A 22,830-nucleotide genomic window follows, 5' to 3' on the forward strand; every position below is an offset into this window, starting at 1 on the left:
TAAATCGGCTATTTTAGCCGGATTTAAAGATTTCAACTTGATAAAAAAAAGCGTTGCGGCTGTTCCTAAAATAAGCCCTCCCTGCCACGCCAAACCGCCATTTTGAAGCATAATAACTTCTTTGGGATTTTCCGCAAAGAATTGAAGATTGAGCAGAATAAAAAATATCCGGCTGCCGATGATCCCTGACAAAACACTCCAAAAAACCAGATCAGCAATTACCTCCGCGGAAATTCCAACGCGCCGTGCATCTTTTTGTAATAAAAAAGCACAGACGATGATCGCGATGGCGAGCATTAAGCCATACGAATAAATTGTGAGCGGCCCTATTTGGCAGATAATGGGATGCATTTTATTAAGATAAGGACTGTGCCGATGGTGATCGCGCTATCGGCAATATTAAACACCGGCCAGATACGAAAGTCAATGAAATCGATCACATAACCGTAAAACAACCGGTCGATAAGATTACCGAACGCTCCGCCCAAGATCAAAGAAAATCCGATCAAAGATATTTTATCAATCGTTTTGCTGTTACGAAAATAATAAACAGCAAAAATAATAAGCGCCGCGACAATGACCGGAATAATAGCCAAAACAACGCCTTGGTTTTTGAGCAGACCAAAAGCGATACCGGTATTATGGACCAGAGTAAAATGAGCAACGTTAAGGACAACAGGAATGGATTCGCCTAAGGCAAGAATATTGGAGAAAAAAGCTTTGGAGATCCGATCAAGGAAAAGAACGACCAGGATGATAAAAATAGCTAAAAGGATGTTCGCTCGAGAGTCGGCGCGGCCTCTCATTATTTCGTTTCAAGCTTTTCTTGGCACTTTAGGCAAGTTTGCGCATAAGGGATTGCCTTGAGACGAGCGACGGCAATGGGTTTGGCGCACTGTGCACAAATTCCAAAATTACCGTCATTAACTTTCTGCAAAGCTTCATTAACTTTATAAAGCAGTTCGCGGTCATTGGAAGCAAGCCCTAAAGAAAACTCACGGTCATACATATCGCTGGCAATATCCGCGATATGCATTCCATGCCCGGAGCTATCTCCCGCGATCTCTTTCTGGGAAACGGAGGCATCGTTCGACATTTGCTTAATTTCACCGACAATCTTTTCCTTCATTCCTAAAAGAATTTTCTTATACTGCAGTAAATTCTTTTTATCCATCTTTTTTAACATCGGGCATCTCCTTTACCACCGGGGTACACCGTTCGCACAGTGTTAAATGTTGTTTATCTTGTCCGACAAGAACACTATAATTCCAACAACGTTCGCATTTTTGACCGTCCGCTTTTTCAACCACAACAGCCGTTTGCGGAAAATCCGCGCCAATGCCATTTTTGATCTCGCTGACTAACTTTACCTTAACGCCGGAAACAATGAAAACGGACTTTAGCTCATTTTCACTAAATTGATTTAACTGTTTTAAATCCCTCTCGCTCGCCGTTTCAAAAACAATTTTCGCGTCCAAGGAACTGCCGATCAGGCCTTGCTGGCGCTTTTCTTCCAACGCTTTTGAAACATGCGGCCGTAAAGCGATGAGCACTTTAAACTTTTCATCTGTTTTATCTTCTTTCCACTGGCCTAATGCTTTAGGCCAAGGCAACAGATGAACATTAGCAGCGTTTTTAAGCGTAGGATCCTTTGGCATAAACTCCAGGATCTCCTGCGCTGTAAAGCTAAGCATCGGTGCCGCCATACGGACCAAAACATCCAAGATTTCATAAAGAACAGTTTGCGCCGCGCGCCTTTCCTGCGATTTTGCGGCTGAAGTATACAGTCTATCTTTTAGGATGTCAAGGTAAAAAGACGACAAATCGTCATTGCAAAACGAATAGATCGCCTGATAGGCTTTAGCGAAATCATAATGCGCGTTCTCGACGTGAGAACCGTAAGCCGACTCAACAACATTGAGCGTAAAACCTAACCGATAAAGCGCCCATTGGTCGATCTCTAACAGATCTTTATAGGCAACTTTATCTTTTTGCGGATCAAAATCATAAATATTGCTTAACATATAACGCGCGGTATTTCTGATCTTGCGATACGCGTCAATAAGCCGCTCTAAGATCTCTTTAGAGATCCTGATATCTTCATTGTAATTACTGGCGGCAACCCAAAGCCTTAAAATGTCCGCTCCGTAATTTTTAATAACATCTTCCGGAGCGACAACATTGCCTAAAGACTTAGACATCTTGCGCCCTTGGCCGTCCATCACAAATCCGTGCGTTAAAACAGCCTTGTACGGAGCTTTTCCTTCCATAGCCACCGCCGGAATCAGCGAAGACTGGAACCATCCACGATGTTGATCAGAGCCTTCTAGATATAGATCGACGGGAAGTTTTTCTCCCAGCATAGCCTTAGCAACCGCCTGGTGGCTTACGCCGGAATCAAACCAAACATCCAAAATATCATTCGTTTTTTCAAAATCACTTTTTTTACAATGAGGACAAGTCAGCCCCGATGAAATAAATTCTTTAATGTCTTTTATAAACCAGCAGTCGGTGCCTTCTTTGCGCGCCATTTCGGCAAAACGCTCAATAACAGAAGAATCTAAATGATATTTTCCACAAGCCTTGCAGGAAAGCGCGGGAATCGGAACACCCCAATAACGCTGACGTGATAAACACCAATCAGGGCGCGTTTGGATCATTCCTAAGATTCTCTCCTGCCCTGCCGCCGGAATCCAGCGGACATCTTCTTTGATAACTTTATTCAATTGTTCGCGCAAATTATTGTGATCAATTTTCAAAAACCATTGTTCAGTAGCGCGAAAGATAACCGGTTTTTTGCAGCGCCAACAATGCGGATATGAATGCTGAATTTTTTCGCTAAAAAAGAGCTTTCCCTGTTCTTGAAGCGCTTCAATGATTTTTTCATTGGCTTTAAAAACATGCGTTCCGGCAAAAACACCCGCCTCTTCTTTAAAAATTCCCCGTCCGTCCACCGGCATCACAATATCCAAATGATACTTCAATCCGGTCTGATAATCTTCCTGCCCGTGGCCCGGCGCTGTATGCACCAAACCGGTTCCGTCTTCTTTGGTTACGTAATCAACGGTAACAACAGGACATTCTTTTTTAGAGCCAAATGGATGAACGTACGTTAAGGATTTTAATGATTCGCCGCTTAATTCTTTCAAAACCTTATGATCTCTGATATTGCCTTTTTCTAGGACAGAATTCGCCAAGCTGCTTTCTACGATAAAAACTTGCTGGCCTGATTCGATCAGCAAATATTTATACTTAGGATGGACCGCCACCGCCACGTTGGCCAAAAGCGTCCACGGCGTTGTGGTCCAGATAAGCAAAAACAGATCTTTACCTTTTGGAAAGCCTGAAATACTTTCCGGATTATTCACTTTAAATTTGACATAAACCGCCGGAGATTCGTGGTTTTCATATTCCACTTCCGCTTCCGCCAAAGCTGTTTCGCACGTCGGACACCAGTTGACAGGCTTTAACCCACGGTAAATATATTTCTTATCATTTAAAGCCGCTAATGATTTTAAAATCCAATATTCATAATCTTTGGAAAGTGTCAGATAAGGATTTTCCCAATCGCCAAAAACCCCTAAGCGCTTAAATTGTTCGCGTTGAAGGCCAACATATTTCATCGCGTAATCGTGCGCTTTTTTGCGGAATTCCACGCAATCAACTTTTGATTTATCCGTTTTTAATTCTTTGAACAGCTGATGTTCAATAGGAAGCCCATGACAATCCCAGCCCGGAACATAGTGGCTATCAAAACCTTTCATGGTCCAGTATTTGACGATCATGTCTTTAAGAATTTTATTTAAGGCATGGCCGATATGGATATTGCCATTGGCATAAGGCGGCCCGTCATGCAGAACAAATTTCGGCTTTCCGGAATTATTTTTGCGAATGGCCGCATAGAGATTCTCTTGTTCCCACTTGGCTAACATTTGCGGCTCGCGCCCGGCCAAATTAGCCTTCATGGAAAACTCTGTTTGCGGAAGGTTTAGAGTTTTTCGGTATTCCATTTTATTTGATGTATTTTCCGATAATGATATTGAGGTCTTTTTTAACTTTTGCAGGAATTAGCGCCGCGGGCGTTACAATAGCATTCTTAATGGCACCTTGGGCGGTTAATGTTTTCAATCGACTGACTTGCGGGATAGCTTTTTTTAAGATCCGCTTGGCATTTTCAACATTTTTATTTAAATTGGCGATGATCATTTCTAAACTTACGCTTTCATGCGATGAGTGCCAGCAATCATAATCGGTAATGGCCGCCAGCGTCGCGTAAGAAATTTCCGTTTCACGGGCTAATTTGGCTTCGGTTAAATTGGTCATTCCGATAATAGACATTCCCCAACTGCAATAAAGATGTGATTCGGCTTTTGTGGAAAACTGCGGGCCTTCCATATTAATATAGGTTCCGCCTTTATGAGCGGTTAATCCTAATTCTTTAGCGCTTTTATAAAGAATTTCACTAAGAACAGGACAAACCGGATCAGCGAAAGCCGTATGTACCACAATGCCATCGGTAAAAAAACTGGCTTGGCGCAAAAAAGTCCTGTCGAGAAATTGATCCGGGATAACAAAATCTAAAGGTTTTAATTCTTCTTTCAAACTTCCGCAGGCAGAAACCGAAAGAATGGCGTCAACGCCGAGTTTTTTCATTCCGAAAATATTGGCGCGATAATTGATTTCGCTGGGAGAAATTCGATGGCCTTTTCCGTGGCGAGGCAAGAAAACAACATCCGCGCCTTCCAGCGTTCCGCTCATATACACGTCAGAAGGGTCGCCGAATGGGGTTTTGACCTTGATCGTTTTGAGCTTTTTAATTCCCTCAATGTTATAAAGCCCGCTGCCGCCGATAATCCCAACTTTTGCCATTTTTATCCCTTGGATAATTGAACTGCTCTTTTTTTAGCCGCCGTAAGCGCCGCCTTAACAATTGTTTCAAATTTCTTTTTCGTAAATACATTTAAAGCGGCAGCCGTCGTGCCGCCTTTTGATGTTACTTTTGCGCGCAAAACTTCGGGGTCAAGATTTTTTTGCTGAGCAAGATTAATGCTTCCTAAAAATGTGGCTTTCACTAGTTGCTTCGCCATGGACTCACTAAATCCTAGAGACTTCGCCGCATTGATCAAACATTCCATAAAATAATACACGTAGGCCGGACCGCTTCCCGAGACAGCCGTAATACCATCTATGAGTTTTTCTTGAACAATGATGGTTTGCCCTACGTGATCAAAAATCCTGCGCGCAACAATAAGATCATTTGAGCTGGCATATTTTCCCTTGGCAACCGCCGTTATTCCCTGGCCGATCAAGGCAGGCATATTGGGCATGGTGCGCACTATTCGAACATTTTCTTTGAGGATTTTCTCGATAAAACGAGTTGTGATGCCGGCGGCAATAGAAATCACTAATTGATTTTTTGTAATCCTGCCCTTCAAGACATTAAGAACTTCTTCTATGTCCTGAGGTTTAACCGCTAAAATAATAATATCCGACGATTTAGCGATTGCTGTCAAATCCATCGTCTTAGTTTTGTAGCGGCTCTTTAAATAAGCACAACGTTTCTTGTCTTTTTCGTTAACGCAAATAGAGAATTTCTTAAGGGAGCTGGCGATGATCGCCTCACCCATATTCCCGCCGCCAATGATACCAATTTTTTTCATCGTTTAATACCCTTTTAGGCTTCTTTAAAAATAGCGCGCCCGATGCGCACCATATTTGATCCTTCTTCAATAGCGATCCTATAATCTGACGTCATTCCCATGGACAGATATTTCATCTCCACGTTTTTGCAACCGCTTAATTCGCTTTTTATTCTATCGCGAAATTGCCGCAATTGGCGAAAAGAATTGCGAATTATTTCTTCATCTTGGGTCAATGGCGCCATCGTCATTAAGCCTAAGATCCGCAGATTATTTAATACGGATATTTTTTCGACCGCATCAAAAGCTTCTTCATTAGAAAAACCGAACTTTTGTGCTTCGCCGGATGTATTAATCTGGACCAAGACACCTGCTGGGCGATTAAGCTTTTTAGCCTCTTGATCTATGGATTGAGCCAATTTTAAACTGTCAACCGATTGGATGATGTCAAAAACTCGCAGCGCATCTTTCACTTTATTGGTCTGCAAATGGCCGATCATATGCCGCACAGGCGACGGATGAGCACCTTTCAAATGAGCAAATTTATTTTCCGCTTCCTGTACTTTATTTTCGGCAATGTCCGTAATGCCATAAGCACAGGCTTCATTGATCTGATCAATGGAAGCAAATTTAGTAACAACGACTAAAGTTATTTCCTGCGGATTTCGTCCTAACTTATGGCAAAGCAACGAGATATCATCCCGCAAATGAGCAATATTCTCAGAAATCATTGCCATAAATTATCATAAAATTTTTGGAGAGTCAATGGATATGGGAAAGGATAAAATCAGAGCGCGCAAGCGAAAGCCATCTTCCTCTAACAAATAAAACAGTCTCACAGCCGCCCTGTCCATTATTCGCGGTGTAAGACTGTTTTTCTGTAGGATGCTTCCACGGCATCCGCCTACATTATGATCATTTCACGGCGGAAACAGCCGTTACTTTTGGAACAATTTCTACCCTTAACGAGTGACAAAAAATAACCTCTAAAAATTGATCATTATTAACAACATAAAACCCGCCCTTGACCCGGTAACAAATCGTTTCTTCTTTTGTTTTGGTGTCACACGTTTTAACGATCTGAAGGATCGGCTCGGGTAGTTCTTCGCGCGTTGTCGCTATTTTCTTAACGAGATAAATAAAGACTTTGTGGACGCGCGTAATAGATTTCTTATCCTCGGTTCTCTCGCTGACGTAGAGAACCCGGCGCTTGTTTTTAACGGAAGTTAGGCTTTTACAGAGGATCTCTCTCATATCCGCCTTCTCCTTTACCTGATACGCCATGCTTCTATTCTCCTTACTACTTTTTCGCCTTGTCTTATGGATTTAGAAAGGCCAGGCGAAAAAAAAGCCGTGTTGCCGTCATTAAATGTATTTCTACACTTATCTCTTCGGCAACCCGGCTCTCCCACTCCGTGGCTGGTGGGATCAAAATGGGCTTTGCGTTAGCGTTTTCGGAAAATAAGTTTTGTGTTATTTCCTTTTACTTCATTTGAAGTATATCATCCGAAAAATGTGAAACAAGGCATAAACACCCCTTTCAAGAAAACGTTTCCTCTTTTTTAAAAGAAACACAAAGAAATAGAAAAGTTTTTTATTGTCAAAAAAAGCTAGAGAAGGCAAGAAACAGATGGATAAGCTTGAAAAGCTAAGAAGAAGGGCTTTTTTTGAAGAAGGAAAAGCGAACGCGGGATTCTTGATTTTTTAGCAGTCTTTCGATATTGGAACGATGGCGCAAAACGATAAAAACACAGAAGATGATCCCCAAAACAATAAGCTCGGTGGATTGTTTTAAAACGATCATCCAGACGGGCAAAAACACCGCGGCGATAACGGATGCCAAAGACACAAATCCGGTCGATAAAAATACAATGCCCCAAAGCAGAACCGATAATCCGAGAACCGGACGAATGGCAGTTATCTCAAAGGTGAGCCCAATTAAGACCCCCAAACTTGTGGCCATGCCCTTACCGCCTTTAAAATTTAAAAAAATAGTCCAGTTGTGCCCAACCACAACACAAATAGCCAAAAGGATCCGAGGCAAAACTCCTTCCAATCCAAAAGCATCTCCGATCAAAGTCACCGGGATAATTCCCTTGGCGACATCAATCAGCAAAACAATGCTCCCCGGAACTTTTCCCAAAACGCGAAAGGCATTTGTAGCCCCGACATTTCCGGAACCATGCTGGCGGATATCAATTCCCTTTAATCGCCCGGCTATATAAGCGGTAGGAATAGACCCGATAAGATAACTAATAATTAAACTAAGCGCGATGTTGAGAAGAATCATTGAGAACTTTCACTCCTTCTCTGATATATCCGATGCCGGATATGACCGTTAAAATAACTGCCACGGACCAAATACTTATGGAAAACTCCCATTGCAATAAAATCCCTAAAATGCAAAGAACTTGTAAAAATGTCGTTGCCTTCCCCCACTTTGTCGGAACAATATTCAATTTTCCCTGGACAATATAAATGATCATTGACCCCAAAAGCAGAATAATATCTCGGCTAATGATGGTCACAACAACCCACAGCGGAAATTGTACGGCTCCGAAAAAACTTCGCATTTTAAAAAGACAAAGAAAGGCGCTGATCAAAAGTAGCTTATCAGCCACGGGGTCTAGGATCGCTCCGGCCAGTGTTTTTTGATGATGTGTCCGTGCAATATATCCGTCGATCACATCCGAAATAACAGCCAGCAAGAAAGCACCCAGAGCCACATAGCGCAAATATTCGCGATCAGGCGAAAAGGAAAGTGTTGTTCCGATAAAAAAAGGAACGATCAGAATACGCCCCACCGTTACTTTATTAGCAAAGCTTAGAGCCATTTAATCTTCAACTTCCAATAATTTTGTGTTGTCCTTGGGGCAATTTTCAACTCGAGAGCTAAAGTGCCTACCGCAAAGCGGGCAATATTTTGATTTTATGTTTTGGCCGCTAATAGCTTCAGCCACAACTCCAACCGCGCTTTGTGCTTCTTCAGGAGCCGTACGCTTATCCGTGCTTTGGCAGCCCATAACAAAAATCATCAAAAATGATACAACACCACAAATTATTTTGAAAGGCATAATTTATTTAATAAAACGCATCCGCTGGATCGGCCAATAAATAAGATCTGCTTTGCCGATCAAAAATCCTTCCGGAACAAATCCCCAATAACGGCTGTCTTTACTGGACGCGCTATTATCTCCCAAAACAAAATAAGAATCTTTCGGTACAATGATCTTTTGGCTTATGGCGCCAAAAGACCCGCGATTATAATAATAAATATTTTTGACCGGCGGTTCAGTGATCATTTGCCCGTTAATATAGATCCTTCCATCTTTGATCTCAACGGTTTCTCCGCCAAAAGCGATAAGGCGTTTAATAAAATCTCTTTTAGTATCTTCCGGATAAATGAAAACAACAACATCACCGCGTTTTGGCTTACTAAAACCCGGTAAGCGTATTTTTGTAAACGGCACTTTAGGCCCGTAAGAGAGCTTATCCACCAAGATGCGGTCACCTTCTATCAAGGTCATGCGCATAGAACCCGTTGGTATCTTAAAAGCCTGAATAATGAACGTGCGAATAAAAAGCGCCAGAACAAGGGCGACTAGGATCGATTCTACCCATTCACGCCAAACTGATTTTTTTTGCATAACTCTTCTTTCTTTTATAGTTTCAAAGCCGCTAAGAACGCTTCCTGGGGAATTTCCACTCTACCGACCTGCTTTAACTTCTTTTTTCCTTCTTTTTGTTTTTCCCAAAGCTTTCTTTTGCGCGTGATATCTCCGCCGTAGCATTTGGCCGTAACATTTTTTCCAACGGCACGCACCTTGGCGCTGGAAATGATGCGCCCGTCGCAAGAAGCCTGCACTTTTACTTCAAAAAGCTGTTGAGGAATAAGTTCTTTGAGCTTTGACACCAGCGATAAGCCCTTTTCGTAGGCACGATCTTTGTGAACAAGGCAGGAAAAAGCATCACAAGGTTCGTCATTGATCAAAATATCTAGTTTCGAGATCTGTGCTGTCGTGTAGCCTTTAAATTCATAGTCAATGGAGCCATATCCTCTGGTCACCGATTTGATCAGGTCATTAAAATCAACAATAACCTCCGAAAGAGGCATATCGAAAATCACTTTCATGCGGTCGGAAACATAAGTGCTATTTTGGTACACTCCGCGTTTTTTCTTGGCTAAATCCATAACGCCGTCCATGGAAGAAACAGGTGTTAGGATCGAAACCGTCAAAATAGGTTCTTCGATATGGGTAATTTCCGCAGGATTCGGCAATTGAGCCGGGCTTCTTAATTCCACAATTTCATTATTCTTTTTAACCACGCGATATTCCACGCTTGGCGTTGTCAAAATAAGATTAAGGTCGTATTCGCGCTGTAATCTTTCTTGAACGATTTCCATATGCAAAAGCCCTAAAAATCCGCCGCGAAATCCGTGGCCGAAAGACTCAGAGCTTTCTGATTCATAAACAAAACTTGGATCGTTCAGGCGAAGCTTTTCTACCGCTTCGCGTAAATTCATAAAATCTTTGGAATTGACCGGATAAATGCCGCAAAACACCAACGGTTTAAGTTGACGATAACCTTCTAATGGTTTTTCCGTCGGATGATCTTTGGAAGTGATCGTGTCCCCCACTTTAACTTCGTGAGGGTCGTGGACATTGCACGTAATATAACCGACTTCTCCGCAGGAAAGTTCTTTGATCTTAACGGCTTCCGGTTTAAAAACACCGACTTCTTCAATGGTAAATTCTTTTCCCGTGTGCATCATCTTGATCGGCATGCCGTGCGAAAGTTTTCCGTTCATAACGCGGACATAAATAATGATCCCTTTGTAGATATCAAACTTCATATCAAAGATAAATGCCTGCAACGGAGCGTCGTCATCGCCTTCGGGATGCGGAATAAATGTAACGATCTTTTCTAAAAGATCCTCAATACCGATCCCCTCTTTAGCAGAAACTAAGACGATATCCTGTTCTTTGAATTTAAAAATATCCTGCAGTTCGCGCTTAACATTATCAAGATCAATATTGGCAATATCGATTTTATTGATCACCGGTAATATCTCTAAATTATTTTGAACAGCCAAATGATAGTTCGCCACTGTTTGTGATTCCACGCCTTGAGTGACATCAACAACTAAAAGCGCCCCTTCACAGGCGCGAAGAGATTTTTCCACTTCATAGGTAAAATCAACATGTCCGGGCGTATCAATAAGATTTAACAAATAATCTTTGCCGTCTTTGGCGCGATAATCGATCTTTACCGCCGAGGCCTTAATAGTAATGCCACGTTCACGTTCAATATCCATATCATCTAAAAGCTGATTTTGGAATTTGCGTTCATCAATGGCGCCGGTCAACAACAAAAGCCGGTCGGCTAAGGTAGATTTCCCGTGGTCGATGTGGGCGATAATGGAAAAGTTTCTGATCCGTGTTTTATCCATGGGACGGTTCTTTGATAAGCTTTAAGATCTTTTCAACGACTTCTTCAATTGATAAAAATGTTGAGTCAATGACAATAGCGTCCTCGGCTTTCTTTAAAGGACCGACCAAGCGCGTCATATCTTTCGTATCACGCTCTTTTAAGTCGCCGGCTAATTGCTGTTCGTTTATCTGTTTGCCTTTATCTTTTAATTCCTGAATACGCCGGCGGCTGCGCTCAGTAAAATCAGCATCCAAATAGAATTTCTTTGTCGCTTTTGGGAAAACCACCGTACCGGTATCGCGGCCTTCCACAACAATATTATGCTTTGCTCCCACCGCTTTTTGCCACTCAACCATAATGGCGCGCACTTTAGGCGCCCGGGCAATGTAAAACGTGCTATTGGTGACTTCTTGGCTACGAATAGCTTCGCTAACGTCTTCTTGATCAAGCAAGACCTTAAGATTCTTTCTTTCGTCTAGATCGATTTCAATGGATGTTTTTTTTGCGAGCGCGACTAAGGACATTTCGTCTTCTAAACCAATTTTCTGGCGCATCGCTTTAAGCGTTAACGCGCGATACATCGCTCCCGTATCAAGATAAAAAAAACCCAACCGCTTGGCAAGCTCTTTTGCAATTGTGCTTTTGCCTGCGCCCGCCGGACCATCGATGGTGATAACAACCGGCGATGAACTATTCTTAACTTCGTTCGATGGCATCTCTTTTTTCTTTTGATTTCTTGAACTGCTCGGTGAGATTCTGTTCATTGTCAGCCACGATCGACTTACGGATCGCGGCGAGGATTTTGACAAATTCATCTAAAGATTTCAAGATATCCTTGGAGTTGGTAAAGCAAATATCGCGCCACATTTCTGGATCAGATGAAGCAATGCGCGTTGTATCCCTAAGCCCTTGCGCCGCGTATTCCAGATACGAAGAAGGAATAGCCGCCATAAGCCCAAAGGCCAAAAGATGCGGCAAGTGACTGGTAAAAGAGAGAATCTTATCATGCTCTTCGGGCGAGATAATCTTTGTATTAGCTCCAAGCTTTTCCCAAAGTAATTTTACTTTTTCTAAAGCCGGTTTATTAGTTTTGTCCGTCGAAGCAATTAAACACCAAGAATTCTGAAATAGATCAAGCTTGCTAAATAGCGCCCCTTTTTTCTCCGATCCGGCAAGAGGATGACAGCCGACAAAAAAAGCATGAGACGGAATGTTTTTCTCGGCCGCTTCAACGATTTTCGTCTTACTGCTTCCCACATCGATAATAATGCAGCCTCTTTTTGCGGCCTTTCCGATTTCAGGCAGAAGTTGAATAATCGTCTTGACCGGTGTCGCCAGAATGATCAAATCCGCGTTTTCCACAGATTTTTTGATATCATGCGAGGCCTTATCAACCGTGCCATTTTTTAACGCGTGGACTAAGGATGCATGTTGGCGTGAAACGCCCACAACTTCTTGCGCTAAGCGATTTTTTCGCAAAGCCATGCCCATCGATCCGCCAATAAGCCCGATCCCGATGATCGCCACTTTTCTAAACATTGGATTTCTCTGTTCTGTCATAGATTATAGCTCTCTTCCGACAGCAGCCGCGATCGCCTTAAGATCTTTGATCAAAGTCGCAAAATTCTCCGGTAAAAGCGATTGCGCCCCATCGGATAAAGCCTCTTCGGGATTTTCATGAACCTCGATCATCAATCCATCGCATCCCGCCGCTACCGCCGCTTTTGAAGCGCTGGCAACCAAACCCCATTTTCCGGTGCTGTGGCTAGGATCAACAACAATAGGAAGATGCGATAGCTGTTTAACGGCCGCAACAGCGTTAATATCTAAAGTATTTCTGGTGAACGTTTCAAAGGTGCGGATTCCCCGCTCGCAAAGAATAACATCGAAATTTCCGGCCGAAAGAATATATTCCGCCGACATAAGCCATTCTTTGATGGTCGCGCTCATGCCTCGTTTAAGCATGACCGGTTTTCGGATCGCGCCCACTTCTTTAAGAAGAGAAAAATTCTGCATATTGCGCGCGCCGATCTGCAAGATATCCGCATATTTAGCGATCAACCCAACGTCACGCGGGTCCATAACCTCGGTGATCATTAAGATCCCGACTTTTTCGGCAGCTTCTTTTAAGTATTTCAATCCTTCTTCACCTAAGCCTTGAAAATCATACGGCGATGTGCGCGGTTTAAATGCCCCACCGCGTAAAACGGTAGCGCCGGCTTCTTTAACTTTCTTAGCAACGGAAAGGATTGATTCTTTGCTTTCGACCGAACACGGGCCGCCCATCACCACAAGCTTTTTCCCGCCGATCTTAACGCCGCGGCCTAGATCAATAACAGAATTTTCTTTTTTGAATTCGCGGGAAACTAAACGGTACGGAGCCAAAACAGGCATGACCATTTCCACGCCGCCAAATGCCTCCAAGGGCACCATACGCAGCGCGTCTTCCGGACCGATAAACCCGATCACGGTTCTTTCAACACCTCTGGAAAGATGAGCCTTTAATCCTAACTTCTCGGCTTTTTGAACAATATGCTGAATTTGCTCTTCTGTTGCATCTGAACGTAAAACAACAATCATAAATCCTCCTTCAATGAGACCATCATATTAAAATAATAGTAAGGCCAAATTGAGCTCTGCGCTAATTTTGCTTTGCAAAATTAGCGCAGAGCCTAATGCTAATATTACTTGTTTTTATAAAACTTCCCTTAAGGCTGCAATGAATTTCTTATTTTCTGCTTCTGTTCCGATCGTAACACGTATAAAAGTCTCTAATCCCCAAAATCCCATATCGCGGACAATGATCCCTTTTTTTAAAAGGCCCTGAAATACTTTAAAACCATCCCGTTTCACATCCACCAAAATAAAATTTGTCGAGCTCTCAACAAAAGACAATCCCAGCTTCTTTAACTGCGCATACAGATAACTTCTTTGTGTCCGAATAAGCTTCTTAATTTTTTTGTAATACGTCCTGTCTTTAAGGCACGCCAAGGCTGCCGCCTGAGCTAATGAATTAATATTGAACGGTTCCCGGATGCGATCCAGCAAGTCGATCACTGTTTGATCGGCAATGCCGTATCCGACACGCAAACCTGCTAATCCATATATTTTTGAAAACGTCCGCGTAATAATAATATTTTTGTACGTCTTAAGAAGCTTGATCGTGTCCGGATAATCCGCTTTTTGCACGTATTCAAAATAAGCCTCATCAAAGAAAACTAAAATATCAGGACGGATACTTTTCAGAAAATCATCAACTTGGTTTTTTGTAACGTAAGTCCCCGCGGGATTATCCGGATTGCCGATAAAGATGATCTTCGTTTTATCCGTAATAGCGCGTTTCATCCCTTCCAGATCATAACGAAAATCTTTTAAGGGAATAAATTTCACCGTAGCCCCGCAGGCTTTGGTCGCGATCTCATAAATAAGAAAAGACGGCCGGGCAATGATCACCTCATCGCCTTCTCCGGCAAAAACACGAACCGCTAAAACAATAACCTCATCCGAACCATTGCCAAAGATAATTTGCGACGGTAGAACTTTTAGCTGTTTGGCTAGTTCTTGACGTAAATAAAAGCAATACCCATCAGGATAACGGTTGATCGTTTTAGCCGCCTGGTTGATCGCCTTTAATGCTTTTTGGGACGGCCCATAAGGATTTTCGTTGGACGCAAGTTTAATAACGCTGCGCAACCCTAAGTCCCTCTTGACTTCTTCGATGGGCTTTCCCGGTAAATACGGCTTAATGTCGAGAATATTCTTTCGAGCAACGTTTTTCATAAGCTATTCCGAAACAGGATACGAACCTAAGATTTTTAAATATTTACATTTATCTTCCAGCTGGGCCAAGGCCTTCGCCACTTTTTTGTCAAGCCGGTGGCCTTCCAGATCAACGAAGAAATAATAATCCCATGCCTTTTTCTTGGACGGACGTGATTCTATTTTCGTTAAGTTGATCTTATTTTGACTGAACGGCGTTAACATCGCATGCAAAGCGCCGACTTTATCTTTGATCGAAAAAACAATGGATGTCCGGTCGCAACCCGTTGGAGGGACATCTTGGGTCGAAATGACCAAGAACCGCGTAATGTTATGCGCGATATCTTCGATATCTTTTTTAAGAATTCTTAAGTTGTAAACTTCCGCGGCCAAAACTGAGGCGATGCACGCGGCATTCTTTTTTGTCGCCACGATCTGAGCGGCCTTCGTCGTTGACGCAACTTCGATTTGCTCGGCCTTTGGTAAATTAACTAAAAGCCAAGAACGGCATTGGCCGAATACATACGGATTAGAATAAACGGTTTTGATATTTTCTAATTTTGTATTCGATAAAAGATTATGGGAGATCTCTAAAAGAACTTGTGAGCAAATTCTTAGATCAGAATCCACCAAAAGATCAAAGGTGTGCGTTACCGCCCCTTCAATGGAATTTTCGATAGGAACAACACCATAATCCCCGTGGCCGTTTTCAACCCGACGAAAGATCTCAGAAATATTATCGCAAGGCACATAGTTCACCTGCGACCCGAACTTCTTCATAGCCGCCAAGTTAGAAAAAGATGCCCGCGGGCCAAGATAAGCGATGTTCAAAGGTTTTTCTAAAGAAAGCGACGAGGACATAACTTCCCGATAGATCGCTTCAAGTGCGGCCGCCGGCATGGGCCCTTTGTTCAATGCCTTGATGCGGTCTAAAACGGCCTTTTCTCTATCAGGAGAATAGATCCCTTTTTTGTTTTTGATCTTTTCTTTTCCGATCGACAAACTAATCTTCGCGCGCGCATCTAAAAGCGAAACGATCTGCCCGTCAATAGAATCAATTTTCTTGCGTAGTTTGGCTAGGCTCATGAGAATCCCCCGATGGCACTTCGTTTTTATCTTCTTCTTTTGGTATTGTTTGTGTTCCATCCTCAACCGGTTGGGTAATTTCACTGCGTTCCCCGGCTCGAATAACCTCTTGCTCCGGCTGTTCATCCACCGGCTGAAGCGAAGAAAAATCTTCCAGCTTCGGCAGATCAGCTAATGACTTTAATCCAAAATATTCTAGGAATTGTTTTGTGGTCCCGTAAATATACGGGCGCCCGGGAACTTCTTTGCGCCCGACGATCTTGATCAAATTTTTTTCTAAAAGATGCGCCACAACTCCGTCACAATTAACCCCGCGGATCAATTCAATATCCAGACGTGAGATAGGCTGCTTATAAGCAACGATAGCCAATGTTTCCAAGGCCGGTTTAGAAAGTTTTTCTTTATGCGTGGAATGATAAAACTTCTTTATGTAAAGCGCGTAATCGGGATTGGTCAACATCTGATACCCGCCGGCGATCTCCACAATGGACATCCCGCTTTTTCTTTCCGTATATTCTTGCTGCAAGCTAACGATCGCGCTGTGGATCGCCGCTCCGTCCACGCCCTCAACGATCTCTTTGATCTGATCTAAGGTAATAGGCTTTTCACTCACAAACAAAACAGCTTCGACAATATTTTTTACATAATTATTTTCTGATTGTTCCATTATCGTTTCACCTTTTGTTTGTAGATTTCGTTTAACAAATCTTCCGTCGTTGAAATATCTTTAGAGCGCTCAATGGCCTTTTTGATCATTTCGAGTGCTTCCGGACGTTTATACTGTAGTTGCAGCAATACCGACAATGCTTCTTCTTGCCAATCTGGGACTGCAACCCCCGGAACAACGCCAATTGCCTTATCCTGAATTAAACCAAAGCGCCCCACTTTTCCTTGAAGCTTGGCAATGATCTCTTTGGCTTTCTGCATACCGATGCCGGGCAATGTTTTTAAGAAATTAATATCGCCGTTATCGATTGCGGTCGCAATTTGCGAGATGGGCTTATTTAAAGCCCGCACCGCCGCGCGCGGGCCGATACCGGATACGGTAATAAACTGTTCAAAGAAATCTTTTTCCACTTCATTCATAAATCCCACTAAAACGGGAAATCCCCGAGAAGGATCTATTTGAAAATAATGATACGTCACCAAATCAATATTGCCATCTTTATCGATGCTTTCCTCAATGCGTGGCGAAAGCGCCACAGGAATTGCTACTTCATAATACAGCCCTTGAACATCAACGACTAGCGTATTCCCTTTTTTTTCGATGAATTTACCGCGCAACCGAGCGATCATATTTTTAACCTAAGGGACTGAACATATCCTAACGCGAGCGCCAAAGCATCACTGGCATCCGGCGTTAGTTTTTTCGTATCAATGTTAAGGATGTGGGCAACCATGTTTTGTGTTTGTATTTTTGATGCCGCTCCGCTTCCCACCACGGCTTTTCGGATACGCTTAACACTATGCTCAACAAGTTTGACATCACGCTGTGCGCACAACAGGCAAATAACGCCGCGCACATGGCCTAGGATACAGGCGATGGTCGCATGATGATAATGCGTGTAAAGTTTTTCCAGGACCATAACATCCGGCTTATATTCGGCAAGGATTTCATTGAGGGTTTTATAGACAATGCCAAGCCTATTTTGAATTAAATCTTTTTCTTTCGTTTCGATCGTTCCGGCTTCTAAAACCTTAAGTTTATTTCCATTAAAATCAATAAGGCCGTAACCGGTCGTCTTTAACCCTGGATCAATGCCGAGGATCTTCATTGAGCTCTTTTAGGAAATACTTTCCATCACATCATCGGGAATATCAAAATTCGCATAAACCGACTGAACATCTTCGTGCTCTTCAAGCATTTCCATCAAACTTAAAACTTGTTTGGCGTCATCGCCTAAGACTTTAACCGTTGAACTAGGGATCATCGTAGTCTCGGCTGTTTGTGTCGGAATATTGTGCTTTTGCAAAGCGGCTTTAACAGCTTCAAGGACTGTGGAATCACAATAAATTTCATAAGCATCACTTTCGGTTCTTAAATCATCCGCTCCGGCATCCAGAACAATTCCCATCAGATCGTCTTCTTTAGCTTTTGTTTTTTCGACCGTAATAAATCCTTTTTTAGAAAACATCCACGCCGTGCTTCCGGCGCCGGCTAGGCTTCCGTTTTTCTTAGCTAAAATGTTGCGAACTTCGGCAGTCGTGCGATTCTTGTTATCTGTTAATGTTTCAACCATGATCGCAACTCCGCCGGGCGCGTAACCTTCAAAAATAGCCGTTTCATAAACAACGCCAGGTAATTCGCCGGTCCCTTTTTTAATAGCATTTTCGATATTGGTCGCGGGCATATTAATTCCTTTTGCCCTCTGCATTGCTGCGCGCAGACGAACATTGGTTTCTGTATTGCCGCCGCCATCTTTAGCTGCTGCTGTAATTTCGCGAATGATCTTACTGAACGCAGCACCAACCTTAGCGTCGGTTGCCGCTTTTTTGTGCTTAATTTTTGCCCACTTCGAATGACCTGACATTGTAATTCCCCCTTATAATTTTCCTGTTTTTACGTACTCGTTTTACATTTAAAAGAACAGGCCAGTAAGCCGAGTTCTGTTCCTCTCGATTTTTTCATAGGCGAGATCGACGGTTATTCGACTAACTCTAAAGATTGCTCTCTAGACTCTTGCAGCCTACCCGGAAATTCTAACGAAGCGGATAAACTTCGTTTCGGCGATAAAGCCGAATCTTTCCCTATTTGGCCTTGCTCCATACAGAGATTGCTCGTTTCACTCTTCCTGATGATGCTTTGGCAAAAAATCCTTTCGGATTTTTTGCCAATAGGAAGTATCGTCACTGTGGCTCTGATCCTTGGTTCGCTTACGCTTTGATTTGAAATTGCAACGCAATTTCAAATCAGTGAACCAGTCCCGCATTATCGGGATGTATTATCCTTTGGAGCTCGGACTTTCCTCCCCAATGTTAAACATCGGGGCAACCATCTTGGCCTGTTCTTTTTTTATGGCCGCAGACGCCAATTTATCTGCGTCGCAATTTTTTTCCCTGGGCACATGCCGGATATCAATTGATTTAAATCCTTCGGACAAATGCGTAACGAGAATATTCAAAAACTTTAAATTCGGATTCTTTATCTTATATTCGCCTTTAACCTGACGACAAAGCAATTCGCTATCTGTATTGATCTTGACCGTGTCAGCGCGTAGTATCAATGCTTCCTGGAGGGCATAAATTAATGCCGCATATTCGGCAATGTTATTGGTCGCGTAACCAATCGGTTGGGAAATATTTTTAATGACCTCGCCGTTTTGCATCACAACGATCCCGACCGCTGCCGGCCCGGGATTTCCTTGACAACCACCATCGATATAAAACTCTAGCATTGTTTTTTAAAGATCGTCTTCCAGGTAAAGCACGCGAGCACACATCTCACAAAAAACCAGCCGGTCGTGCATCTTGATCTCATTGATCACCTGCGCCGGGACATTCATGAAACACCCGCCGCAAGATCCGTTTCTAACCGGAACAAGCGCTAAACCTTCCTTATTTTCTAAAACTCTCTCATAGCGAGAGAGATTGGTCTTTTCAATGTCAGGGATGATTTGATTGCGCTTGGCTTCTAAGGCCTTGGTCTTTTCCTGCAGATCCTGAATAAGAGCATCAACTTCTTTTTTTTGAGAAAGATATTTCTTTTCTTCTTCAGCAAGAAACCCTTTTTCCTTTTCGATCAAAGCGCTAACTTGATCACTTTCATCATACGATAAAAGGATTTTCTCTTCGATGATCGATTTATCGGCTTTTAAACTTTCGATCTCTGTTAATTTCGCGTGATATTCCTTATTGGTTTTAAGAAGCGAAAGTTGCGCGTTATGCTTAAGGATATCTCCTTCTTTACTCTGCAGTTCAAGCTCTTTAGATTTACGGTCAACTTGAACGGTTTTTAGCTTATCTTCCAGATTCTTTAAACTTGTTTTTTTGTCCTCAAATTGCTTTTTGAGATCTTCAATATAAAGCGGTTTTTCCCTTAACTCTTTTTTGTGATGAAATATTTCCGCGTCAATCGTCTGCAGCTCAACTAACCTTTTCAATTGATCTCTGATGGAAGTAACGGCCACGATAGTCCTTTTAGATTACCTAAGTTATTATTACAAAACGATTTAACTTCTGTCAAAAAACTGGTGGGCACAGAAGGACTCGAACCTTCGACCTCTGCCATGTGAGGGCAGCACTCTAACCAGCTGAGCTATGTGCCCAAAACCTTCCGTCCCACAACTAAAATTCAAATGATTTGACCCTGCTCACATTCGCTGGGCCCACCAGGACTCGAACCTGGGACCAATTGATTATGAGTCAACTGCTCTAACCGCCTGAGCTATGGGCCCGGAAAATTATATTTTCCAGTTAAATGAAGAGGTATTTTACTATCAAAAGCCTTTTTCCGCAAGAAAAAATATTGGCCCAATTAATTTAAAATTGGTAAAAAATCCATATTTTTGTATAATAGATAGTCCTTTGGCAAGCTTTTGGACAATGCTAAAAGATGCCACTAAAACCAGTAAAAATCAAATAAAAAGTATTGGCTATGAACATCTTAGGAATTTCTGCTTTTTATCATGATAGCGCCGCTTGCCTTGTCCAAAATGGCAAGATCATCTCTGCCGCCCAAGAAGAACGCTTTACCCGGAAAAAACATGACCACTCTTTTCCTGTCAACGCCATCCGTTTCTGTTTAGAACACAGCCGCCTCAATTCAAAAGACATCGACCTGGTCGCTTTTTATGATAAACCTTTCATAAAATTTGAACGTATCCTTCAAACTTATCTAGCTTATGCGCCGCTAGGTATTAATTCCTTCCTTAAATCCATGCCTTTGTGGATCAAGCAAAAGATCTGGATGAAAGAGCTGATCAGCCGGGAACTTTCTTTTGGCGGAAAGATCATCTTCCCCGAACATCATCAATCCCACGCGGCTTCGGCATTTTTTCCTTCTCCGTTTAAAAAAGCTGCCTTTTTGACCATTGACGGTGTGGGTGAATGGGCGACAACCAGTTACGGCGTCGGAGAGGACAATCAGCTTCAGATCTTAGAAGAGATCCATTTCCCGCATTCGCTAGGACTTTTGTATTCGGCATTTACCTATTATCTTGGTTTTAAGGTTAATTCCGGCGAATATAAAGTGATGGGGCTGGCTCCTTACGGAAAACCGATTTACAAAGACTTGATCTTGTCTCACTTGATCGATCTTAAAGCTGACGGCTCTTTCAAGATGGATATGAGTTATTTTAATTATTGTGTCGGTTTAACGATGACCAGCGGACGGTTTCACAAGCTCTTTGGAGGCCCGCCCCGAAAACCGGAATCCCCTCTTCAGCAACATCATATGGATATCGCCCGTTCTCTACAGGAAGTTACCGAAGAGATTATGCTGCGCATGGCACATCATGTTCACAAAAAAACAGGGCAGAAAAATCTTTGCCTGGCAGGCGGCGTTGCCTTAAACTGCGTTGCCAACGGCCGCATCTTAAATGAAGGGCCTTTTGAAAACATTTGGATACAACCTGCTGCCGGTGATGCCGGAGGAGCTTTGGGCGCGGCTTTGATCGGTTGGCATCAATATTTTGGGAATCCGCGAACCGCAAACGGACAGAAGGATTCACAGCAAGGTTCTTATCTGGGGCCGTCGTTTAGCGAAAATGAAATTGAATCCTATCTCAAAGAAAGCAATATTTCTTATACGCGGTTAAGCGATGGACAGATCCCGGAGAAAATCGCCGATCTTCTCAACAGTCAAAAAGTCATTGGATGGTTTTCCGGGCGCATGGAATTTGGGCCGCGCGCTTTAGGCGCTCGTTCCATTATCGGTGACGCCCGATCAGTTCAAATGCAAGAAACAATGAATTTAAAAATAAAATTCCGGGAAAGCTTTCGCCCCTTTGCTCCGTCCGTATTAAAAGAGAAGGCAACAGACTACTTTGATCTTAAATCAGAAAGCGATTATATGCTTTTGGTCGCTTCGGTAACCGAAAAACAGCGCCTGAACGTTTCCGAGAGCGATAAAAGCCTTTTTGGCATTCATCAGCTTCGCGTTGCTCGGTCCACTATTCCGGCTGTAACCCACGTTGATTATTCGGCCCGCGTTCAAACCGTCGATCAACACAACCATCCGCTTTTTTATCGGATGATCAAGAAGTTCGATGAGAAATGCAATTGCCCTGTCATCGTCAATACATCATTTAACGTTCGGGGAGAGCCTATAGTTTGTACGCCAAAAGACGCCTATCTTTGTTTTATGCGCACCAATATGGATTATCTTCTTTTGGGAAATTTCCTTTTAGAAAAAGAAAAACAGATCCCGCTCAATAAAGATATCGACTGGCTGCGGGAATTTGAATTGGATTAAATTATGAGTTACGAAACAAAGAATATTGAAACCGAAAAGAATGAGTGGCGCCGCTTTGGCATTTCTTTTGGTGTAGGGATGCTTATTCTTGGCGGATTACTTTTTCTTAAGGGAACGCATTATTATTTATACCTTTGGCCCATTAGTGTTGCGGCTTTTTCTGCTGCAATTTTTTGTCCGCAAGCATTAAAGCCAGTTCACAAAGTATTTTCTTTCGTCGGAACTTTCTTAGGATGGCTTCTAACCGCCGTCATCCTGATTTTTATCTTTTATATCGTCATGACACCGATTGGGATTATTTTAAGGATTTTGGGGAAAGACACCCTACAGATAAAGCTTAAAAACCCAAACGCACAAAGCTACTGGATCACAAAAAACACTTCCCCGGTAGAAGAAACCTCTTACGAAAAACAATACTAGTTTCTAGAAAAATAAAGGCGCCCCCACTGTTTTGCAAAGCAAAACAGTGGGGGCGCCTTTTCCCTGCAAACCTATTTTCTC

At 42.8% G+C, this 22,830-nt stretch carries 25 protein-coding genes, 2 tRNA genes and 1 other RNA gene; 2 read left to right on the plus strand and 26 right to left on the minus strand.

Annotated features, from left to right (window positions below; all coding sequences use genetic code 11):
- The 26 genes from WC676_00005 to WC676_00130 all read right to left on the minus strand — a co-directional run.
- The coding region (locus tag WC676_00005) for a prolipoprotein diacylglyceryl transferase family protein (protein MFA5058997.1) at positions 1–351 on the minus strand (351 nt) is incomplete at its 3' end.
- Positions 327–806, minus strand: coding sequence for a signal peptidase II (lspA, locus tag WC676_00010; GenBank protein ID MFA5058998.1), 480 nt, complete (start codon positions 804–806; stop codon positions 327–329). The genes lspA and WC676_00005, both read right to left, overlap by 25 nt.
- Complete coding sequence (locus tag WC676_00015) at positions 806–1,186, minus strand: TraR/DksA family transcriptional regulator (GenBank protein MFA5058999.1); 381 nt, start codon at positions 1,184–1,186, stop codon at positions 806–808. The genes lspA and WC676_00015 overlap by 1 nt, the downstream gene beginning before the upstream one ends.
- Positions 1,167–3,965, minus strand: coding sequence for an isoleucine--tRNA ligase (gene ileS / locus WC676_00020; protein MFA5059000.1), 2,799 nt, complete (start codon positions 3,963–3,965; stop codon positions 1,167–1,169). Before ileS ends, WC676_00015 begins: the two co-directional genes overlap by 20 nt.
- Positions 3,966–4,011: 46 nt before the next feature.
- Positions 4,012–4,869 (minus strand): S-methyl-5'-thioadenosine phosphorylase, encoded by an 858-nt coding sequence (gene mtnP, locus WC676_00025; protein MFA5059001.1) that lies wholly within the window; start codon positions 4,867–4,869, stop codon positions 4,012–4,014.
- A 2-nt stretch (positions 4,870–4,871) separates the two neighbouring features.
- The gene (proC, locus tag WC676_00030) at positions 4,872–5,660 is read right to left on the minus strand and encodes a pyrroline-5-carboxylate reductase (protein ID MFA5059002.1); all 789 of its coding nucleotides are present in this window, start codon (positions 5,658–5,660) and stop codon (positions 4,872–4,874) included.
- Positions 5,661–5,674: 14 nt separating this feature from the next.
- On the minus strand, positions 5,675–6,376 hold the full coding sequence (locus WC676_00035; GenBank protein ID MFA5059003.1) for a YggS family pyridoxal phosphate-dependent enzyme: 702 nt from the start codon (positions 6,374–6,376) through the stop codon (positions 5,675–5,677).
- A 178-nt stretch (positions 6,377–6,554) separates the two neighbouring features.
- Positions 6,555–6,923 (minus strand): hypothetical protein, encoded by a 369-nt coding sequence (locus tag WC676_00040; protein MFA5059004.1) that lies wholly within the window; start codon positions 6,921–6,923, stop codon positions 6,555–6,557.
- 364 nt (positions 6,924–7,287) lie between these two features.
- Positions 7,288–7,929 carry a glycerol-3-phosphate 1-O-acyltransferase PlsY gene (gene plsY / locus WC676_00045; protein MFA5059005.1) on the minus strand — a complete coding sequence of 214 codons (642 nt, stop codon included), beginning with the start codon at positions 7,927–7,929 and terminating at the stop codon, positions 7,288–7,290.
- Positions 7,904–8,473 carry a CDP-alcohol phosphatidyltransferase family protein gene (locus WC676_00050; GenBank protein MFA5059006.1) on the minus strand — a complete coding sequence of 190 codons (570 nt, stop codon included), beginning with the start codon at positions 8,471–8,473 and terminating at the stop codon, positions 7,904–7,906. The genes plsY and WC676_00050 overlap by 26 nt, the downstream gene beginning before the upstream one ends.
- Positions 8,474–8,674, minus strand: a complete 201-nt coding sequence (locus tag WC676_00055; GenBank protein MFA5059007.1) for a hypothetical protein — start codon at positions 8,672–8,674, stop codon at positions 8,474–8,476.
- 42 nt (positions 8,675–8,716) lie between these two features.
- Positions 8,717–9,286: a signal peptidase I gene (gene lepB / locus WC676_00060; protein ID MFA5059008.1), complete on the minus strand. Its 570-nt coding sequence runs from the start codon at positions 9,284–9,286 to the stop codon at positions 8,717–8,719.
- Between the two features lie 14 nt (positions 9,287–9,300).
- On the minus strand, positions 9,301–11,091 hold the full coding sequence (gene lepA / locus WC676_00065; GenBank protein ID MFA5059009.1) for a translation elongation factor 4: 1,791 nt from the start codon (positions 11,089–11,091) through the stop codon (positions 9,301–9,303).
- Positions 11,084–11,788 (minus strand): (d)CMP kinase, encoded by a 705-nt coding sequence (cmk, locus tag WC676_00070; GenBank protein ID MFA5059010.1) that lies wholly within the window; start codon positions 11,786–11,788, stop codon positions 11,084–11,086. Before cmk ends, lepA begins: the two co-directional genes overlap by 8 nt.
- Positions 11,769–12,632, minus strand: coding sequence for a prephenate dehydrogenase (locus tag WC676_00075; protein ID MFA5059011.1), 864 nt, complete (start codon positions 12,630–12,632; stop codon positions 11,769–11,771). The genes cmk and WC676_00075 overlap by 20 nt, the downstream gene beginning before the upstream one ends.
- Before the next feature lie 3 nt (positions 12,633–12,635).
- A complete protein-coding gene (aroF, locus tag WC676_00080) occupies positions 12,636–13,652 on the minus strand; it encodes a 3-deoxy-7-phosphoheptulonate synthase (protein ID MFA5059012.1) in 1,017 nt (338 codons plus the stop codon).
- 114 nt (positions 13,653–13,766) lie between these two features.
- Positions 13,767–14,852, minus strand: coding sequence for a histidinol-phosphate transaminase (gene hisC, locus WC676_00085; protein MFA5059013.1), 1,086 nt, complete (start codon positions 14,850–14,852; stop codon positions 13,767–13,769).
- A 3-nt stretch (positions 14,853–14,855) separates the two neighbouring features.
- Entirely contained in the window at positions 14,856–15,917 is a 1,062-nt protein-coding gene (gene pheA, locus WC676_00090) for a prephenate dehydratase (protein ID MFA5059014.1), read from the minus strand.
- On the minus strand, positions 15,886–16,584 hold the full coding sequence (gene scpB, locus WC676_00095; protein ID MFA5059015.1) for an SMC-Scp complex subunit ScpB: 699 nt from the start codon (positions 16,582–16,584) through the stop codon (positions 15,886–15,888). The genes pheA and scpB overlap by 32 nt, the downstream gene beginning before the upstream one ends.
- Positions 16,584–17,213, minus strand: a complete 630-nt coding sequence (gene ruvA / locus WC676_00100) for a Holliday junction branch migration protein RuvA (GenBank protein ID MFA5059016.1) — start codon at positions 17,211–17,213, stop codon at positions 16,584–16,586. The genes scpB and ruvA overlap by 1 nt, the downstream gene beginning before the upstream one ends.
- A complete protein-coding gene (gene ruvC / locus WC676_00105; protein MFA5059017.1) occupies positions 17,210–17,692 on the minus strand; it encodes a crossover junction endodeoxyribonuclease RuvC in 483 nt (160 codons plus the stop codon). The genes ruvA and ruvC overlap by 4 nt, the downstream gene beginning before the upstream one ends.
- A gap of 9 nt (positions 17,693–17,701) precedes the next feature.
- Complete coding sequence (locus WC676_00110) at positions 17,702–18,448, minus strand: YebC/PmpR family DNA-binding transcriptional regulator (protein MFA5059018.1); 747 nt, start codon at positions 18,446–18,448, stop codon at positions 17,702–17,704.
- A gap of 49 nt (positions 18,449–18,497) precedes the next feature.
- An RNA gene (gene rnpB / locus WC676_00115) (RNase P RNA component class A) lies at positions 18,498–18,926 on the minus strand.
- A 392-nt stretch (positions 18,927–19,318) separates the two neighbouring features.
- Positions 19,319–20,017 carry a C4-type zinc ribbon domain-containing protein gene (locus tag WC676_00120; GenBank protein MFA5059019.1) on the minus strand — a complete coding sequence of 233 codons (699 nt, stop codon included), beginning with the start codon at positions 20,015–20,017 and terminating at the stop codon, positions 19,319–19,321.
- 88 nt (positions 20,018–20,105) lie between these two features.
- Positions 20,106–20,182, minus strand: a tRNA-Val gene (locus WC676_00125).
- 55 nt (positions 20,183–20,237) lie between these two features.
- Positions 20,238–20,311 (minus strand) — tRNA-Ile (locus WC676_00130).
- Between the two features lie 200 nt (positions 20,312–20,511).
- Between WC676_00130 and WC676_00135 the strand changes: the two genes are divergently transcribed.
- Together WC676_00135 and WC676_00140 are read left to right on the plus strand one after the other, a co-directional pair.
- Positions 20,512–22,329 carry a carbamoyltransferase gene (locus tag WC676_00135; GenBank protein ID MFA5059020.1) on the plus strand — a complete coding sequence of 606 codons (1,818 nt, stop codon included), beginning with the start codon at positions 20,512–20,514 and terminating at the stop codon, positions 22,327–22,329.
- 3 nt (positions 22,330–22,332) lie between these two features.
- Positions 22,333–22,749, plus strand: a complete 417-nt coding sequence (locus WC676_00140) for an SxtJ family membrane protein (GenBank protein MFA5059021.1) — start codon at positions 22,333–22,335, stop codon at positions 22,747–22,749.
- The last annotated feature ends 81 nt before the right edge of the window (positions 22,750–22,830 follow it).

It is taken from the genome of Candidatus Omnitrophota bacterium (genome assembly GCA_041649175.1).
Classification (GTDB): Bacteria; Omnitrophota; Gorgyraeia; order Zapsychrales; family JBAZNR01; genus JBAZNR01.

Bases quoted from the DNA above. Each gene is read 5' to 3' on its own strand.
- aroF (MFA5059012.1), bottom strand. From the start codon at position 13,652: ATGATTGTTGTTTTACGTTCAGATGCAACAGAAGAGCAAATTCAGCAT.
- WC676_00110 (MFA5059018.1), bottom strand. From the start codon at position 18,448: ATGTCAGGTCATTCGAAGTGGGCAAAAATTAAGCACAAAAAAGCGGCA.
- WC676_00035 (MFA5059003.1), bottom strand. From the start codon at position 6,376: ATGGCAATGATTTCTGAGAATATTGCTCATTTGCGGGATGATATCTCG.
- WC676_00075 (MFA5059011.1), bottom strand. From the start codon at position 12,632: ATGACAGAACAGAGAAATCCAATGTTTAGAAAAGTGGCGATCATCGGG.
- proC (MFA5059002.1), bottom strand. From the start codon at position 5,660: ATGAAAAAAATTGGTATCATTGGCGGCGGGAATATGGGTGAGGCGATC.
- cmk (MFA5059010.1), bottom strand. From the start codon at position 11,788: ATGCCATCGAACGAAGTTAAGAATAGTTCATCGCCGGTTGTTATCACC.
- mtnP (MFA5059001.1), bottom strand. From the start codon at position 4,869: ATGGCAAAAGTTGGGATTATCGGCGGCAGCGGGCTTTATAACATTGAG.
- WC676_00040 (MFA5059004.1), bottom strand. From the start codon at position 6,923: ATGGCGTATCAGGTAAAGGAGAAGGCGGATATGAGAGAGATCCTCTGT.
- WC676_00135 (MFA5059020.1), top strand. From the start codon at position 20,512: ATGAACATCTTAGGAATTTCTGCTTTTTATCATGATAGCGCCGCTTGC.
- WC676_00140 (MFA5059021.1), top strand. From the start codon at position 22,333: ATGAGTTACGAAACAAAGAATATTGAAACCGAAAAGAATGAGTGGCGC.
- ileS (MFA5059000.1), bottom strand. From the start codon at position 3,965: ATGAAGGCTAATTTGGCCGGGCGCGAGCCGCAAATGTTAGCCAAGTGG.
- lspA (MFA5058998.1), bottom strand. From the start codon at position 806: ATGAGAGGCCGCGCCGACTCTCGAGCGAACATCCTTTTAGCTATTTTT.
- pheA (MFA5059014.1), bottom strand. From the start codon at position 15,917: ATGAGCCTAGCCAAACTACGCAAGAAAATTGATTCTATTGACGGGCAG.
- WC676_00015 (MFA5058999.1), bottom strand. From the start codon at position 1,186: ATGTTAAAAAAGATGGATAAAAAGAATTTACTGCAGTATAAGAAAATT.
- plsY (MFA5059005.1), bottom strand. From the start codon at position 7,929: ATGATTCTTCTCAACATCGCGCTTAGTTTAATTATTAGTTATCTTATC.
- hisC (MFA5059013.1), bottom strand. From the start codon at position 14,852: ATGAAAAACGTTGCTCGAAAGAATATTCTCGACATTAAGCCGTATTTA.
- scpB (MFA5059015.1), bottom strand. From the start codon at position 16,584: ATGGAACAATCAGAAAATAATTATGTAAAAAATATTGTCGAAGCTGTT.
- ruvA (MFA5059016.1), bottom strand. From the start codon at position 17,213: ATGATCGCTCGGTTGCGCGGTAAATTCATCGAAAAAAAAGGGAATACG.
- WC676_00055 (MFA5059007.1), bottom strand. From the start codon at position 8,674: ATGATTTTTGTTATGGGCTGCCAAAGCACGGATAAGCGTACGGCTCCT.
- lepA (MFA5059009.1), bottom strand. From the start codon at position 11,091: ATGGATAAAACACGGATCAGAAACTTTTCCATTATCGCCCACATCGAC.
- WC676_00050 (MFA5059006.1), bottom strand. From the start codon at position 8,473: ATGGCTCTAAGCTTTGCTAATAAAGTAACGGTGGGGCGTATTCTGATC.
- lepB (MFA5059008.1), bottom strand. From the start codon at position 9,286: ATGCAAAAAAAATCAGTTTGGCGTGAATGGGTAGAATCGATCCTAGTC.
- ruvC (MFA5059017.1), bottom strand. From the start codon at position 17,692: ATGAAGATCCTCGGCATTGATCCAGGGTTAAAGACGACCGGTTACGGC.